The sequence below is a fragment of the Enterobacter kobei genome, assembly GCF_001729765.1.
In the GTDB taxonomy this organism is placed as follows: Bacteria; Pseudomonadota; Gammaproteobacteria; order Enterobacterales; family Enterobacteriaceae; genus Enterobacter; species Enterobacter kobei.
Genome location: NZ_CP017181.1, coordinates 4479739 through 4494576, shown reverse-complemented (window position 1 = coordinate 4494576; position 14838 = coordinate 4479739). Strand labels below are relative to the sequence as shown.

16 protein-coding genes are annotated in these 14838 nt (G+C 56.1%); 12 read left to right on the top strand and 4 right to left on the bottom strand.

The window, feature by feature from the left end; all coding sequences use genetic code 11:
• Window position 1: 1 nt before the first annotated feature.
• The 12 genes from BFV64_RS21900 to trpS all read left to right on the top strand — a co-directional run bounded on the left by BFV64_RS21900 (window position 2) and on the right by trpS (window position 9963).
• Window positions 2–778 carry a type IV pilus biogenesis protein PilM gene (locus tag BFV64_RS21900; RefSeq protein WP_023331485.1) on the top strand — a complete coding sequence of 259 codons (777 nt, stop codon included), beginning with the start codon at window positions 2–4 and terminating at the stop codon, window positions 776–778.
• Window positions 775–1269, top strand: a complete 495-nt coding sequence (locus tag BFV64_RS21895) for a PilN domain-containing protein (RefSeq protein ID WP_023331484.1) — start codon at window positions 775–777, stop codon at window positions 1267–1269. The genes BFV64_RS21900 and BFV64_RS21895 overlap by 4 nt, the downstream gene beginning before the upstream one ends.
• Before the next feature lie 3 nt (window positions 1270–1272).
• Window positions 1273–1728 carry a HofO family protein gene (locus tag BFV64_RS25620; protein ID WP_023331483.1) on the top strand — a complete coding sequence of 152 codons (456 nt, stop codon included), beginning with the start codon at window positions 1273–1275 and terminating at the stop codon, window positions 1726–1728.
• Window positions 1718–2122: a HofP DNA utilization family protein gene (locus BFV64_RS21885; RefSeq protein ID WP_032629558.1), complete on the top strand. Its 405-nt coding sequence runs from the start codon at window positions 1718–1720 to the stop codon at window positions 2120–2122. Before BFV64_RS25620 ends, BFV64_RS21885 begins: the two co-directional genes overlap by 11 nt.
• The gene (gene hofQ / locus BFV64_RS21880; protein WP_023331482.1) at window positions 2034–3272 is read left to right on the top strand and encodes a DNA uptake porin HofQ; all 1239 of its coding nucleotides are present in this window, start codon (window positions 2034–2036) and stop codon (window positions 3270–3272) included. Before BFV64_RS21885 ends, hofQ begins: the two co-directional genes overlap by 89 nt.
• Window positions 3273–3558: 286 nt before the next feature.
• Complete coding sequence (gene aroK, locus BFV64_RS21875) at window positions 3559–4080, top strand: shikimate kinase AroK (RefSeq protein WP_003861630.1); 522 nt, start codon at window positions 3559–3561, stop codon at window positions 4078–4080.
• A 56-nt stretch (window positions 4081–4136) separates the two neighbouring features.
• The gene (aroB, locus tag BFV64_RS21870; protein WP_045268728.1) at window positions 4137–5225 is read left to right on the top strand and encodes a 3-dehydroquinate synthase; all 1089 of its coding nucleotides are present in this window, start codon (window positions 4137–4139) and stop codon (window positions 5223–5225) included.
• Window positions 5226–5317: 92 nt separating this feature from the next.
• Window positions 5318–6613, top strand: a complete 1296-nt coding sequence (damX, locus tag BFV64_RS21865; RefSeq protein ID WP_014885525.1) for a cell division protein DamX — start codon at window positions 5318–5320, stop codon at window positions 6611–6613.
• Between the two features lie 67 nt (window positions 6614–6680).
• Window positions 6681–7493 carry an adenine-specific DNA-methyltransferase gene (gene dam / locus BFV64_RS21860; RefSeq protein ID WP_014885524.1) on the top strand — a complete coding sequence of 271 codons (813 nt, stop codon included), beginning with the start codon at window positions 6681–6683 and terminating at the stop codon, window positions 7491–7493.
• Between the two features lie 41 nt (window positions 7494–7534).
• Window positions 7535–8212, top strand: a complete 678-nt coding sequence (rpe, locus tag BFV64_RS21855; protein ID WP_014885523.1) for a ribulose-phosphate 3-epimerase — start codon at window positions 7535–7537, stop codon at window positions 8210–8212.
• Window positions 8205–8966 (top strand): phosphoglycolate phosphatase, encoded by a 762-nt coding sequence (gph, locus tag BFV64_RS21850; RefSeq protein ID WP_014885522.1) that lies wholly within the window; start codon window positions 8205–8207, stop codon window positions 8964–8966. The genes rpe and gph overlap by 8 nt, the downstream gene beginning before the upstream one ends.
• Entirely contained in the window at window positions 8959–9963 is a 1005-nt protein-coding gene (gene trpS, locus BFV64_RS21845) for a tryptophan--tRNA ligase (protein WP_014885521.1), read from the top strand. Before gph ends, trpS begins: the two co-directional genes overlap by 8 nt.
• Window positions 9964–10106: 143 nt before the next feature.
• Here trpS and BFV64_RS21840 read toward each other — a convergent pair whose 3' ends face one another.
• The 4 genes from BFV64_RS21840 to nirB form a co-directional block, all read right to left on the bottom strand.
• Window positions 10107–10277 carry a YhfL family protein gene (locus BFV64_RS21840; protein WP_014885520.1) on the bottom strand — a complete coding sequence of 57 codons (171 nt, stop codon included), beginning with the start codon at window positions 10275–10277 and terminating at the stop codon, window positions 10107–10109.
• A 138-nt stretch (window positions 10278–10415) separates the two neighbouring features.
• Complete coding sequence (gene cysG / locus BFV64_RS21835) at window positions 10416–11789, bottom strand: siroheme synthase CysG (protein WP_014885519.1); 1374 nt, start codon at window positions 11787–11789, stop codon at window positions 10416–10418.
• A 135-nt stretch (window positions 11790–11924) separates the two neighbouring features.
• Window positions 11925–12251, bottom strand: coding sequence for a nitrite reductase small subunit NirD (gene nirD / locus BFV64_RS21830; protein WP_014885518.1), 327 nt, complete (start codon window positions 12249–12251; stop codon window positions 11925–11927).
• Complete coding sequence (gene nirB, locus BFV64_RS21825) at window positions 12248–14791, bottom strand: nitrite reductase large subunit NirB (protein ID WP_069602426.1); 2544 nt, start codon at window positions 14789–14791, stop codon at window positions 12248–12250. The genes nirD and nirB overlap by 4 nt, the downstream gene beginning before the upstream one ends.
• Window positions 14792–14838: the final 47 nt, after the last annotated feature.

Here is a 14838-nt window from a genome sequence, read left to right as displayed (position 1 = left end):
TATGGCTTTCAAAACATGGCAAACGGGCGTTCATATTCAACAGGATAGGGTGCTGATTGCGGCGCTGGCCCGGGAGAGAGGCGGCTGGTGTTTACGCCGCTGGTGGGCATTCACTCTTGCTGAAGGCACGATTCGTGACGGCAAAATTTGCCAGCCGGAACAGCTGGTTGATGCGTTGCGCGACTGGCGAAAGACGCTGCCGCATTATCACCGGGTCTATCTCTCATTCCCAGCCGCGCGCACTCTGCAAAGGTCGCTTCCCCGCCCGGCGGTTGCGCTGCGCGACAGCGAACAGCTCTCATGGCTGGGCGCGTCGCTCTCGCGCGAACTGGAGATGTCCGCAGATACCCTCTGTTTCGATTACACCCAGGATACGTTCAGCAATACGTATCACGTCACTGCCGCACAAAACAAGGAGGTTGAAACGCTGCTGGCGCTGGCGAAAACACTGCATTTGCGGCTGGCGACCATCACCCCGGATGCCAGCGCGCTGGGGAACCTGCTCCCTGCGGTAGCACCGACGCCGTGCGTCGCCTGGCGGGATCAGCATCAATGGCTGTGGGCCATGCGCCACCAGTGGGGACGTCGATACACCACGGAAGCAGAAAACGTCACTGAGCTGGCGGCGCTGCTGGCCCTCAACCCGAACGACATCGCGCTGTTTGATACCCAACGGACGCCATGGGAAACCCTGCAACGCTGCCATGCTCCTCTCCCCGAATGCGGAGCTGACTTTACCGTCGCGCTGGCACTGGCTATGAGTGAGGAGCCTGAATGAACGTCACCAATTTCCTGCCCTGGCGTCAGCAGCGTCGCGCGCGATGCCTGCGTTTCTGGGGCGGCATGTTTATCAGCACGTCGCTGCTGATCCTCATGATCGTTTTCAGTCTGCGAATGAACCATCAGGTAACGCTGCGCGCGCTGCAAAGTCAGCTTGTGGGAACCCAGTCCGTGCAGCGTGGCCTTATGTCTCGCCAGAAACTGACCACCGTGACGCAGAAGCCTGCGGGCACGCTGCAACGACACGCATGGCAACCGGTGCTGGAATCACTTTCCCGCGCCATGCCCCCACAGGTCTGGCTGACAGAGCTGCGTTATCAGCCTCCCGCGCTGATGATGATCGGGTATGCCTCCACCCTTCCGGCTCTCTCTGCGCTGCGCAACGGGGTGAGACAACTCGCCGGCTTTACGCCCGGGCCTGAAGGGGAGCTTCGGCAGGATAGCCAGGGGCGCTGGATGTTCACTCTGCACCTGAAAAGCGAGGGGTAGCGCGTGGAGACTCTGTTAGAACGCTGGTGTGATAGCCGCCCCTGGTGTCGGCTGATCTGCATGTGTCTGGGGATTTTCCTTGTGGGACTGGCAGCATGGAGCACGGTGCTTCGGCCAGTTGAGAGGGAGTGTACAGAGCGACAGCAGCAGCTGGTCCAGGAGGTGCGGACTAACGCGTCGCTGTGGCCTTCCGCCAGTAAGACAGCGCTTCGTCCAGAAACCCAGACGGCACGGGAGATGATGCCATTTTCGCCGCTCGATTTTCAGGGTGAAGGAACAACGCTCCTGCACTGGAAGCCGTTGCAGAACGGCGGCGAACTGGCGCTGGAATCGGCGTGGCAGGCGATCCCCGCACTCTTTTCCCGGCTGGCACAGCGGGATGTGCAGGTCGCTGCTTTTACGATTTCGCCCCAAAGTACGGTGTTACGCCTGCGGCTGGAGCTGGAACATGCGAAATAGCGCGAAGTGCCTGCTGGTTTGTTCCGTGCTGTTATTGACCGGCATCCGCGATCCGTTTCGTCCGCCGGATGACCCTTGCGCTACGGGCGAGCTGGCGCAGTGGCACTACCGCGGAATGGTAGCAGGACAGCAGCGACTGGCTATTTTACAGGACGGGCAACAGCGCTGGCATCGTATGAAAATGCACGATCGTTTTCCGGCGGGCTGGCAGATAACCGCCATCAATGAAACGGAACTGGTCATTGCCGTGGGGGAGACATGTGAACCCGGGCAATGGACGTGGCAACGAGAAGGAAAGGATACAAATGACGTTAAGGATAGTGCTGTTGCTGCTGGCGTTCAGCCACCCGCTGTGGGCCGCCGCGCCAAAGCCGGTCACGCTGGTGGTGGATGATGTTCCTGTGGCCCAGGTGCTCCAGGCACTGGTTACGCAGGAGAACCGTAATCTGGTGATATCGCCCGATGTCAGCGGCACGCTCTCGCTTAATCTGACGGGCGTCCCCTGGTGGCAAGCATTGCAGACGGTCGTTGCCAGCGCCGGGCTCGTTTTGCACGAGGAGCGCAGCATTTTTTATGTTCATACCCCGGCATGGCTGCGCGATCGGCGGGAACGTTTAGAGCAGGAGCGGGCGCGTCGACAGCTTGATGCACCGCTGGTCTCGCAAAGCCTCCCTTTTTCATATGCGGATGCCGGGGAACTGCAAAAAGCCGCGGAAAAGCTTCTGAGTCCAAAGGGGAGTGTATCGGTCGACAAACGTACCAACCGCCTGCTGGTCAGAGATAACGCGGCCGCGCTGGAAGCGCTGCAACAGTGGGCGTTGCAGATGGATATTCCCGTCGAGCAGGTTGAGCTGGCGGCGCACATTGTCACCATTAATGAAAAAAGCCTCCGTGAGCTGGGCGTGAAATGGAATCTCGCTGACGCTACCGAGGCGGGCAGGGTTGGACAGATTACGACCCTTGGCAGCGATCTGTCCGTGGCCAGCGCAACCAGCCATGTGGGGTTTAACATCGGGCGGATTAACGGCAGGCTGCTGGATCTGGAGTTATCTGCGCTGGAACAAAAACAGCAGGTCGATATCATCGCCAGCCCCCGGCTGCTGGCCTCGCATATGCAACCGGCAAGCATCAAGCAGGGCAGTGAGATCCCGTATCAGGTCTCAAGCGGCGAAAGCGGCGCGACCTCGGTGGAGTTTAAAGAGGCAGTACTCGGAATGGAGGTCACGCCGGTGGTATTGCCCGGTGGACGCGTGCGACTGAAATTACACATCAGTGAAAACATGCCGGGACAGGTGTTGCAGCAGGCTGACGGTGAAACGCTGGCCATCGACAAGCAGGAGATAGAAACCCAGGTGGAGGTCAAAAGTGGAGAAACGCTGGCGCTGGGCGGGATTTTCTCGCAAAAGAATAAAACCGGCAGTGACGGCGTACCCGGGCTTAGCCGTATCCCCTGGCTGGGACAACTTTTTCGCCATGATGGAAAAGACAATGAACGGCGTGAGTTAGTGGTGTTTATTACACCACGTCTGGTGGCTATTCACTGACGGGTAACGATCCCCGCAATGATTTTGCATTCAGTTTGTTGCAGATGTTTGACGTGGGGCATGAATTAGCATACAAGGAGTACCGATTTGAGTTGGACTTACGTCTTATTACCTTATGCGACCGGCGTGGTGATTTAATCAGTTGCCAAACAAGCCGGAGTATTGAGATAATTTTTAGTCTGACTCTCGCTCTATTGCATATGAGGTTTCAGTTCATGTCCTGCTACGCCGGGTGTCTGCGAAGCGGGGATTACCATTAACGAATAGTCTTAGTAGTACCGATAAAATGGCAGAGAAACGCAATATCTTTCTGGTTGGGCCTATGGGTGCCGGCAAAAGCACTATTGGGCGTCAGTTAGCTCAACAACTCAATATGGAATTTTACGATTCTGATCAAGAGATTGAGAAACGAACCGGAGCTGATGTGGGCTGGGTTTTCGATGTAGAAGGCGAAGAAGGTTTCCGTGACCGAGAAGAAAAAGTGATCAACGAACTCACGGAAAAACAGGGCATCGTACTGGCAACAGGCGGCGGCTCTGTGAAATCTCGCGAAACCCGCAACCGTCTCTCCGCCCGTGGCGTAGTGGTCTATCTTGAGACGACCATTGAGAAACAGCTGGCACGTACGCAGCGCGATAAAAAGCGCCCGTTGCTGCAGGTTGAAACGCCACCTCGCGAAGTTCTGGAAGCGTTGGCCGATGAACGCAATCCGCTGTACGAAGAGATTGCCGATGTGACCATTCGCACTGACGATCAGAGCGCTAAAGTGGTTGCAAACCAGATTATTCATATGCTGGAAAGCAACTGATTCTGGCTTTATATACACTCGCTTGCGGGTAAAGCATTAAAGGTGGATGTCGCGTCATGGAGAGGATTACAGTTACTCTCGGGGAACGTAGTTACCCTATCACCATCGCGGCTGGTTTGTTTAACGACCCAGCTTCCTTTTTACCACTAAAAGCGGGTGATCAGGCGATGCTGGTCACCAATGAGACGCTGGCTCCGCTTTATCTCGACCGCGTACGCCACCTGCTTGAGCGGGCAGGCGTTAAAGTCGACAGTGTGATTCTGCCCGATGGCGAGCAGTATAAAAGCCTGACGGTACTGGATACCGTCTTTACCGCATTGCTGCAAAAACCGCATGGTCGCGATACAACACTGCTTGCCCTGGGCGGCGGTGTTGTGGGCGATCTGACCGGCTTTGCGGCCGCAAGTTATCAACGTGGCGTTCGTTTTATTCAAATCCCGACCACGTTGCTGTCACAGGTCGACTCCTCTGTCGGCGGCAAAACCGCAGTCAACCATCCGCTCGGCAAAAACATGATTGGCGCGTTCTACCAACCCGCATCGGTCGTAGTGGATCTCGACTGTCTGAAAACCCTGCCGACGCGCGAGCTGGCTTCGGGTCTGGCTGAAGTGATCAAATACGGCATTATTCTGGATGGCGAGTTCTTTAACTGGCTGGAAGAGAATATGGATGCGTTGTTGCGCCTGGATGAAGCAAAACTGGCATACTGCATTCGTCGTTGTTGTGAACTGAAAGCAGAAGTTGTCGCCGCAGACGAGCGTGAAACCGGCTTACGTGCTTTACTGAATCTTGGGCATACGTTTGGTCACGCCATTGAAGCCGAAATGGGTTACGGCAACTGGTTGCACGGTGAAGCCGTCGCAGCCGGAATGGTCATGGCAGCCCGCACCTCTGAACGTCTGGGTCAGTTTAAACCGGAAGAGACGGCACGTATCATTGCGCTGCTTGAACGTGCAGGTTTGCCGGTAACCGGGCCGCAGGAGATGTCGGCGCAAGCGTATTTACCCCACATGATGCGCGATAAAAAAGTATTGGCAGGTGAGATGCGTCTTGTACTCCCGCTTGCAATAGGGAAGAGTGAAGTGCGCGGCGGAGTGTCGCACGATGTCGTTCTTGGCGCTATCGCTGATTGTCAGCAGGCGTAACAACTAGAAAGGTCAGGCCACTTTTACCGGTGGTCGTTTAGCTTCAGGCGAAATGCAAAGACGTAGGCATAAGCCTTTGAGTGGGGTGTTAAATGGATGAATTCAAACCAGAAGACGAGCTGAAACCCGATCCCAGCGATCGTCGTACTGGTCGTTCTCGTCAATCTTCAGAACGTGATAACGAGCCGCAGATCAACTTTGACGATGTTGAACTGGATGCAGACGATCGTCGCCCTTCGCGTAGCCGCAACGCGCGTGATGAGCGAGAAGAAGAGGATTATGAGTCCGAAGAAGATTCAATGGACGAACAGCCTGTAGAGCGTCGCCCGCGTAAACGTAAAAAAGCCGCTGCGCAGAAACCGGCTTCCCGCCAGTATATTATGATGGGCCTTGGCGTTTTGGTGCTTGTGCTGCTGATTGTTGGCATTGGCTCCGCGCTGAAAGCACCGTCAACGAACTCAACCGAGCAGACGGCTTCTACTGAGAAGAGCATTAATCTTTCCGGTAACGATGCGACGGATCAGGCGAACGGTGCGCAGCCAGCGCCGGGCACCACTTCCGCTGAGCAGACTGCCAGCAACACCACGACGCCGCAGGATGTTTCCCTGCCGCCTGTGTCATCAACCCCAGCTCAGGGCCAGGCTCCCGTTACGCCTGAAGGCCAGCAGCGTGTAGAAGTTCAGGGAGACCTGAACAATGCACTGACGCAGCCACAGAACCAGCAGCAGGTTGATAACGTTGTGGTGAACTCTACGCTGCCAACTGAACCTGCAACCGTTGCGCCGATTCGCGGTGGTAACGCTCAGCCGCAAACTGCGGCGACGGAAACCAAGCCGCGTCAGACGCAAACGGCGACACGTCCTGAACGTAAGCAGGCGGTGATTGAGCCTAAGCGTGAAACCAAACCTCAGGCCGTAGTCAAAGCGCCTGAAGTGAAAGCCGCACCGACACAGCCGAAACACACGGCTACAGCTGCCGTGAACGAGCCGGCCAAAGCGCCAGTCACGCAGACTGCACCGAAAGCGACGGCGACCACAACGGCACCGGCGGCCACCACTGCGCCTGCCGCGACGGCTTCCAGCACGACAGCAGGCAAAACCGCAGGCAACGTCAGCTCGCTGAAATCTGCGCCATCCAGCAACTACACGCTGCAGTTGAGCAGTTCGTCTAACTATGACAACCTCAACGGTTGGGCGAAGAAATCAAATCTGAAAAACTACGTGGTTTATCAGACGACCCGAAACGGTCAACCGTGGTATGTGTTGGTTAGCGGGGTTTATGCATCCAAAGATGAAGCGAAACGTGCCGTGGCGTCGCTGCCTGCAGATGTTCAGGCTAAAAACCCATGGGCGAAGCCGATTCATCAGGTTCAGGCCGATCTGAAGTAATGTTTAAAGCGCAGGATGCTGTCGGAGCTTTCTCCACAGCCGGAGAAGGTGTAATCAGTTAGTCAGCATGAAAAAAAATCGCGCTTTTCTGAAATGGGCAGGGGGGAAATACCCCCTGCTCGATGATATTAAAAAGCACCTGCCAAAAGGCGAGTGTCTTATCGAGCCCTTCGTGGGTGCAGGATCGGTGTTCCTGAACACCGATTTTTCTCGTTATATCCTCGCGGATATCAACAGCGACCTTATCAGCCTCTATAACATCGTCAAACTGCGTACCGATGAGTATGTGGAAGAGGCGCGTAAGCTGTTTACGCCTGAGAACAACAACCCTGACGTCTACTATCGGTTCCGCACGGAGTTTAATCAGAGCCAGGATCCGTTCCGCCGCGCTCTGTTGTTCCTCTATCTCAACCGTCATGGTTACAACGGCCTGTGCCGGTATAATCTGCGTGGTGAATTCAACGTGCCGTTTGGTCGTTATAAGCGCCCGTACTTCCCGCAGGACGAGTTATATCACTTTGCTGCAAAAGCGCAGAATGCAGAGTTCCACTGTCTCTCCTATGAGGAGTGTATGGAACTGGCGGGCGTAAATTCGGTGGTTTACTGTGACCCTCCGTACGCCCCGCTGTCGGCGACGGCGAATTTCACCGCCTACCATACCAACAGCTTCAGCCCGGCCGAACAGGCGCGTCTGGCGGAGATGGCGGAAAAGCTGGTCAGCAAAAGAATTCCGGTGTTAATTTCGAATCACGATACGCCTGATACGCGCGAATGGTATAAAGCCGCGAAGCATTTTCAGGTTAAAGTGCGGCGTAGCATTAGCAGCAACGGCGGCACACGTAAAAAGGTGGACGAACTCCTGGCTCTTTATCGCCCCTGAGCCGTTTTGCCCGCCGGTAAACACATTTCAAGGAGATGCGGATGAAACAGTTTTTGATTGCTCCCTCAATTCTGTCGGCCGATTTTGCCCGCCTGGGTGAAGACACGGCTAAAGCTCTCGCGGCTGGCGCAGATGTCGTCCATTTCGACGTTATGGATAACCACTATGTCCCCAACCTGACGATTGGCCCAATGGTGCTCAAGGCGCTGCGTAACTACGGCATCACCGCGCCGATCGACGTTCACCTGATGGTCAAGCCGGTCGACCGAATCGTGCCAGACTTCGCCGCGGCGGGGGCCAGCATCATCACTTTCCATCCGGAAGCCTCAGAACATGTGGACCGCACCCTGCAGCTGATCAAAGAGAATGGCTGTAAGGCGGGTCTGGTGTTTAACCCGGCCACGCCGTTGAGCTATCTCGATCATGTCATGGATAAACTGGACGTCATTTTGCTGATGTCTGTTAACCCGGGCTTTGGCGGTCAGTCGTTCATCCCTCATACGCTGGACAAGCTGCGCGAAGTGCGCCGTCGTATTGATGAGTCAGGATACGATATTCGCCTGGAAGTGGACGGCGGTGTGAAAGTGAATAACATTGGTGAAATTGCGGCAGCGGGCGCGGATATGTTCGTTGCCGGGTCGGCCATTTTCGACCAACCGGATTACAAAAAAGTCATTGATGAAATGCGCCGCGAGCTGGCGAAGGTAAGTCATGGATAAATTGCAGGCAATTCGGGGTGTAGCGTTCGACCTCGACGGCACGCTGGTTGACAGCGCGCCGGGCTTAACGAGCGCCGTGGATCAGGCGCTGTATGCCCTTGAACTGCCCGTTGCGGGCGAAGAACGTGTTGTGACGTGGATTGGCAACGGTGCCGATGTGCTGATGGAGCGCGCGTTAACGTGGGCTCGTCAGGAGCGCGCGTCGCAGCGTTCCGCGCAGGGCAAACCGAGCGTCGATCACGCAGATATCCCTCAGGATGAGCAGCTGCGTATCCTGCGCAAACTGTTCAATCGTTTCTATGAAGAGACCGTTGAAGAGGGGAGTTTTCTCTTCCCGGACGTCCAGGAAACCCTGAGCGTGCTGCATGCCCAAGGCATCCCGCTTGGGCTAGTGACCAATAAACCCACGCCGTTTGTTGCCCCTCTTCTCGACGCGCTGGATATCGCGAAATATTTCTCCGTGATTGTGGGCGGCGATGATGTGCAAAACAAAAAGCCGCATCCGGAACCGCTGTTGCTGGTGGCAGGAAAATTATCCTTAACACCTGCGGAGCTGCTCTTTGTCGGGGATTCCCGCAATGATATTCTGGCTGCCCGCGCGGCAGGATGTCCTTCCGTCGGATTGACCTATGGCTACAACTACGGTGAGGCCATAACGCTGAGTGAGCCGGATGTTGTGTTCGACCACTTCAAAGATTTGTTGCCCGCACTCGGGCTTTCGCACAGTGAACATCAGGAATTGAATAATGACTAAGCCCATCGTATTTAGTGGCGCACAGCCGTCAGGTGAATTGACCATTGGTAACTACATGGGTGCGTTGCGTCAGTGGGTCAGCATGCAGGATGACTACCATTGCATTTACTGCATCGTGGATCTTCATGCTATCACTGCGCGTCAGGATCCTGAGAAGCTGCGCAAAGCCACCCTGGACACCCTGGCCCTCTATCTGGCCTGCGGCATTGATCCTGAGAAGAGCACCATTTTCGTTCAGTCACATGTACCAGAGCACGCACAGCTGGGCTGGGCGCTGAACTGCTACACCTACTTCGGTGAACTGAGCCGCATGACCCAGTTCAAGGATAAATCCGCACGCTATTCTGAAAACATCAACGCCGGTCTGTTTGACTATCCGGTGCTGATGGCGGCTGACATTCTGCTGTACCAGACCAACCAGGTTCCTGTCGGTGAAGACCAGAAACAGCACCTGGAGCTGAGCCGCGATATCGCCCAGCGCTTCAACGCGCTTTATGGCGAGGTGTTTAAAGTACCAGAGCCGTTTATTCCGAAATCGGGCGCACGCGTCATGTCGCTGCTGGAACCGACCAAGAAGATGTCCAAGTCAGACGATAACCGCAACAACGTTATCGGCCTGCTGGAAGATCCGAAATCCGTGGTTAAAAAGCTTAAGCGTGCGGTGACCGACTCCGACGAGCCGCCAGTGGTGCGCTACGACGTGCAGAATAAAGCGGGCGTTTCCAACCTGCTGGATATTCTCTCCGGTGTGACCGGCCAGAGCATTCCAGAGCTGGAACAGCACTTCGAAGGCAAGATGTATGGTCACCTGAAAGGTGAAGTGGCAGACGCCGTTTCCGGCATGCTGACCGAGTTGCAGGAGCGTTATCACCGCTACCGTAACGACGAAGCTTTCCTGCAGAAGGTGATGAAAGACGGCGCGGAAAAAGCCAGCGCGCGCGCGTCAGAAACCCTCAAAGCGGTGTATGAAGCGATTGGGTTTGTGGGTAAACCATAGGTAAAAGCAAAACGGTAACCACGTTACCGTTTTTAGGGTTTGTTCCCTCTCCCTGTGGGAGAGGGTCAGCGTGAGGGCATCAGGCCGCACTTCCCAAAACTAAAAAACCGGGAAATCCCGGTTTTTTTACGCCTGAAAACGGCTTACTGCTGTGCCGCCTGTCCGCAACCACCGATGATCTTCGAAATTGAGATCGCCGGGTGCAGCAGATAATCGTAGCTGCAGTTATTTTTGGTGTTTTGAACGTGACCGGTACAGGCCGTCAGGGTCGATAACAGGCCAACCAGAACGGCGGCTTTTGCCAGCTTGAACATACGCATTCCTTGTCTAAAAAATTGGATGTAATACGAGGGAATAAATGGAAAAGTTCCACTATGCGGGCGGTATGTTAGCGGTAGCCGTTAGAGGGGAGTAGTCCGCTTAAGGACTACTCGAAGAAGGAAAAATATGTGTCAGTGATTCGAGAACCAGTTCAGCTTATCGCGTAATTCAACCACGCGACCCACCACAATCAACGCCGGACTTTCAACCTGCTGCGCCAGCTCGCCGAGTTGAGTCAGCACACCATCGACAACACGCTGCGTAATGGCGGTACCGTTTTCAACCAGCGCAACGGGCATATCTGCCTCCATGCCGTGCTCCAGCAGTTTCGCCTGAATGGTGGCGGCCTGATTCAGCCCCATGTAGAAGACCAGCGTCTGCTTTTCAGCGGCCAGGTTATGCCAGTCCAGTTCGCTGCCGGTTTTGAGGTGGCCCGTCACCAGACGCACGCTCTGCGCGTAATCGCGGTGGGTCAGCGGGATGCCGGAGTAGGCTGAGCAGCCGGACGCCGCCGTAATCCCTGGCACCACGGAGAACGGAATACCTGCGTTGCACAGGGTTTCCAGCTCTTCGCCGCCGCGACCAAAGATAAACGGATCGCCGCCTTTCAGACGCACCACGCGCTTACCTTTCTGCGCCTCACGCAGCAGGATCTGGTTAATCTCTTCCTGCGGTACGCAGTGGTAGCCCGCGCGCTTGCCGACGAAGACGCGATCGGCGTCGCGACGCACCAGGTTCATGATGTCATCGGAGACCAGGCGGTCGTAGACCACGATATCCGCCTGCTGGATCTGTTGCAGGCCTTTCAGCGTCAGTAAGCCTGCATCGCCAGGACCCGCGCCGACCAGCACCACTTCACCACGGTGATCCAGCGGTTCGTTCAGTAACTGTTCGGTCGTCTCTTCCACCGCTTTTGTGTCCTGGTTCGCCAGCGACTGCGCCAGCCTGTCGTTCACAAAGAACTTTTCCCAGAAGCGACGACGCTCCCCTACGGTCGCGAAGGTTTGCTTCACGCGGGAACGAAGTTGTCCGGCATAGTGGGCAATCTGACCAAGATGCTGCGGCAGCACGGCTTCCAGTTTTTCCCGCAGCAGGCGGGCGAGAACAGGTGAGCGTCCACCGGATGACACCGCAATCATCAGCGGTGAGCGGTCGATAATCGACGGCATGATAAAGCTGGCTTCTTTCGGCGCATCTACCACGTTGCAGAAGATACGCCGCGCTTCGCAGGCATCGCTGACGCGCTGATTCACGGCATCGTCATCCGTTGCGGCAATGGTCAGCCAGCAGGTATCCAGCAGGGATTCATCAAACTCTCCTTGTACCCGCGTGAGCATCCCTTCCTGGGCCCAGACGTCAAACTGCGGGGTGAAGGTGAGAGCATTCACGGTCAGTCGGGCCCCCGCTTCCAGCAGCAGGCGCGCCTTGCGCTCAGCCACATCGCCGCCGCCTACAAGCAGGCAGTCGCGATGGCGTAATTGACAAAAAATCGGCAGGTGGTCCACGACGATACCTCACAGCATTCAAGGAGGGGGTAAGCATTGACGTCAGGATAACAGCAGGAATCGCCGAAAATATACGGTTTTTCCTGCCGTTACCCATAAGGGGTCATAAGCCTTTCCTATTGAAAAGGCGGGGGGTTACGCTTTGAGCTGCACCTTGCCGTCCTTCACGCGGACGTCATAGTGCTTCACGGAGACGCTTTCATCTTCCATGCAGCGTCCGTCGGTTAAACGGAAACGCTGCTTTTTCAGCGGGCTGGCGACCCACAGTTCACCCTGGTGCTCGGCAATCAGGCCACGGGAGAGCACGCTGGCCTCGAAGAACGGGTCGATATTGCTGATGGCAAAAACCTGTTCATCGTGACGGGGACGGAAAATCGCGACCTGCTCGTTACCCAGCAGCGCACACACGCCGGTGGCGGGCAGAATGTCGTTAATCTCGCAAATGTTTACCCACTGGCTCATGCGTTTTCCTCCACCAGCGTGACTGGAATGCGTTCATACGGTGTTGCCGGGCGATGCTGCTCGCGCTCTGGCACCACCTGCACGTTCGGGTCGCGCTGGGTGCTGTTGATAAAGTGTTTGAAGCGTGTCTGCGCCGCAGGGGTATTCACGGTTTCGGTCCACTCGCAGATCACTGCCTCGCGCAGGCGAGCCATCTCTGCTTCCAGATGCTCGTTCAGGCCCAGCTTGTCGTCGATGATCACCGCTTTCAGATAATCAATGCCGCCTTCCAGGTTATCCAGCCAGGACGCTGTACGGGTCAGCTTATCGGCGGTACGGATGTAGAACATCATGAAGCGGTCGAGGTACTTAATCAGCGTGTCGTGGTCAAGATCCGCTGCCAGCAGGTCTGCATGGCGTGGTTTCATCCCGCCGTTACCGCAGACGTACAGGTTCCAGCCTTTTTCGGTGGCAATAATACCCACGTCTTTACCCTGCGCTTCGGCACATTCACGGGTACAGCCGGAGACGCCGAACTTCATTTTATGCGGGGTACGGATGCCTTTGTAGCGGTTTTCCAGCTCCACGCCGAAGCCGACGCTGTCGCCCACGCCGTAGCGGCACCAGGTGCTGCCCACGCAGGTTTTTGCCATACGCAGCGCTTTGGCATACGCGTGGCCGGTTTCGAAGCCTGCTTCAATCAGCTGGCGCCAGATTTCTGGCAGGTCGTCTTTCTGCGCCCCAAACAGCCCGATACGTTGTGAACCGGTAATTTTGGTGTACAGGTTAAATTCGCGGGCGATCCGGCCCACCGCGACCAGCCCTTCCGGCGTGATTTCGCCACCGGCGGAACGTGGAATGACGGAGTAGGTGCCGTCTTTCTGAATGTTCGCCAGGAAGTTGTCATTGGTATCCTGCAGCGGCGTGTGCTCGGGTTTGAGCACGTATTCATTCCAGCAGGAGGCCAGCAGGGAGCCGACGGTCGGTTTACACACTTCACAGCCGTAACCCTGGCCGTGTTTCGCCAGCAGTTCGTCGAAGGACTTAATGCCTTCCACACGGATCAGGTGATACAGCTCCTGGCGAGAGTAAGCAAAATGCTCGCACAGGTTGTTGTTCACTTCGATGCCCTGTTTCGCCAGCTCGGCGTTCAGCACCTGAGTCACCAGTGGAATACATCCGCCACAGCCGGTACCGGCTTTGGTTTCGGCTTTCAGCGCGGCAACGGTATGGCAGCCCTTGTTGATGGCAGAGATCAGCATACCTTTGGTGACGTCGAAGCAGGAGCAAATCTGCGCGCTGTCCGGCAGTTTATCCACGCCGATGGACGGTTTACCGCTGGAGGCGTGCGCCGGGAGGATCAGCGCGTCCGGGTTTTCCGGCAGCTCGATGGCGTTGAGCACCAGCTGGAGCAGGTTACCGAAGTCGCTGGTATCGCCTACCAGTACTGCGCCGAGCAGGGTTTTATTGTCCTTACTGACGATAAGACGTTTGTAGACTTCTTTGCTTTCGTCGAGATAGACGTAGCTGCGAGCGCCAGGCGTGCGACCGTGCGCATCGCCGATACCGCCCACGTCCACGCCCAGCAGCTTCAGCTTGGCGCTCATATCCGCGCCGGTGAAGGCGTTTTTGCTGCCGAGAATATGGTCCACGGCGACCTGCGCCATTTTGTAGCCTGGCGCCACGAGACCGTATACGCGGTTATTCCAGCTGGCGCATTCGCCAATCGCGTAGATATCCGGGTCGGAGGTCTGGCAGGTATCGTTAATCATGATCCCGCCGCGCTGCGCGACGGCCAGACCGCACTGGGTTGCCAGCTTGTCGCGTGGACGAATACCGGTGGAGAAGACGATAAAGTCTACTTCCAGCTCGCTGCCGTCAGCAAAGCGCATGGTTTTACGTGCTTCGGTGCCTTCCTGCACGATCTCTTTGGTGTTCTTGCTGGTGTGAACTTTCACGCCCATGCTTTCGATTTTACGGCGAAGCTGGTCGCCACCCATGTGGTCGAGCTGTTCGGCCATCAGCATCGGGGCAAATTCGATGACGTGGGTTTCTACGCCGAGGTTTTTCAGCGCGCCCGCGGCTTCTAAGCCCAGCAGACCGCCGCCGACAACGGCGCCGCGCTTGCTGCGGCGTGCGCAGGATTCAATGGCGTTGAGGTCTTCAATCGTACGGTAAACGAAGCAATCCTGAGTTTCAGAACCTTTAATAGGCGGGATCCACGGATACGAGCCTGTCGCCATGATCAGCTTGTCGTAAAAAACCGTACGCCCGGCGCTGGAGTGGATCACTTTTTCCTGACGGTTGATGGTGATGGCGCGTTCGCCCACCAGCACTTTTACGCCATGCTTCTCATAGAAACCTTCACGCACTAAAGAGAGCTCTTCGGCGGTATGATGGGAGAAGTAGGAAGACAAGTGCACACGGTCGTACGCCTTGCGGGGTTCTTCACAGAACACGGTAATATCGAACTGGTCGGCACCGGCTTTATCGAGAAGATCCTCAATAAAGCGATGGCCGACCATGCCGTTACCGATGATAGCGAGTCTGACTTTGCTCATTTTTGCCTCGATTTCTTTTCTATTACTGCCTACCTTAACGATTCAGC

Bases quoted from the DNA above. Each gene is read 5' to 3' on its own strand.
- BFV64_RS21885 (WP_032629558.1), top strand. From the start codon at position 1,718: ATGCGAAATAGCGCGAAGTGCCTGCTGGTTTGTTCCGTGCTGTTATTG.
- rpe (WP_014885523.1), top strand. From the start codon at position 7,535: ATGAAACAGTTTTTGATTGCTCCCTCAATTCTGTCGGCCGATTTTGCC.
- nirB (WP_069602426.1), bottom strand. From the start codon at position 14,791: ATGAGCAAAGTCAGACTCGCTATCATCGGTAACGGCATGGTCGGCCAT.
- nirD (WP_014885518.1), bottom strand. From the start codon at position 12,251: ATGAGCCAGTGGGTAAACATTTGCGAGATTAACGACATTCTGCCCGCC.
- aroK (WP_003861630.1), top strand. From the start codon at position 3,559: ATGGCAGAGAAACGCAATATCTTTCTGGTTGGGCCTATGGGTGCCGGC.
- gph (WP_014885522.1), top strand. From the start codon at position 8,205: ATGGATAAATTGCAGGCAATTCGGGGTGTAGCGTTCGACCTCGACGGC.
- hofQ (WP_023331482.1), top strand. From the start codon at position 2,034: ATGACGTTAAGGATAGTGCTGTTGCTGCTGGCGTTCAGCCACCCGCTG.
- dam (WP_014885524.1), top strand. From the start codon at position 6,681: ATGAAAAAAAATCGCGCTTTTCTGAAATGGGCAGGGGGGAAATACCCC.
- BFV64_RS21895 (WP_023331484.1), top strand. From the start codon at position 775: ATGAACGTCACCAATTTCCTGCCCTGGCGTCAGCAGCGTCGCGCGCGA.
- aroB (WP_045268728.1), top strand. From the start codon at position 4,137: ATGGAGAGGATTACAGTTACTCTCGGGGAACGTAGTTACCCTATCACC.
- BFV64_RS21900 (WP_023331485.1), top strand. From the start codon at position 2: ATGGCTTTCAAAACATGGCAAACGGGCGTTCATATTCAACAGGATAGG.
- trpS (WP_014885521.1), top strand. From the start codon at position 8,959: ATGACTAAGCCCATCGTATTTAGTGGCGCACAGCCGTCAGGTGAATTG.
- damX (WP_014885525.1), top strand. From the start codon at position 5,318: ATGGATGAATTCAAACCAGAAGACGAGCTGAAACCCGATCCCAGCGAT.
- BFV64_RS21840 (WP_014885520.1), bottom strand. From the start codon at position 10,277: ATGTTCAAGCTGGCAAAAGCCGCCGTTCTGGTTGGCCTGTTATCGACC.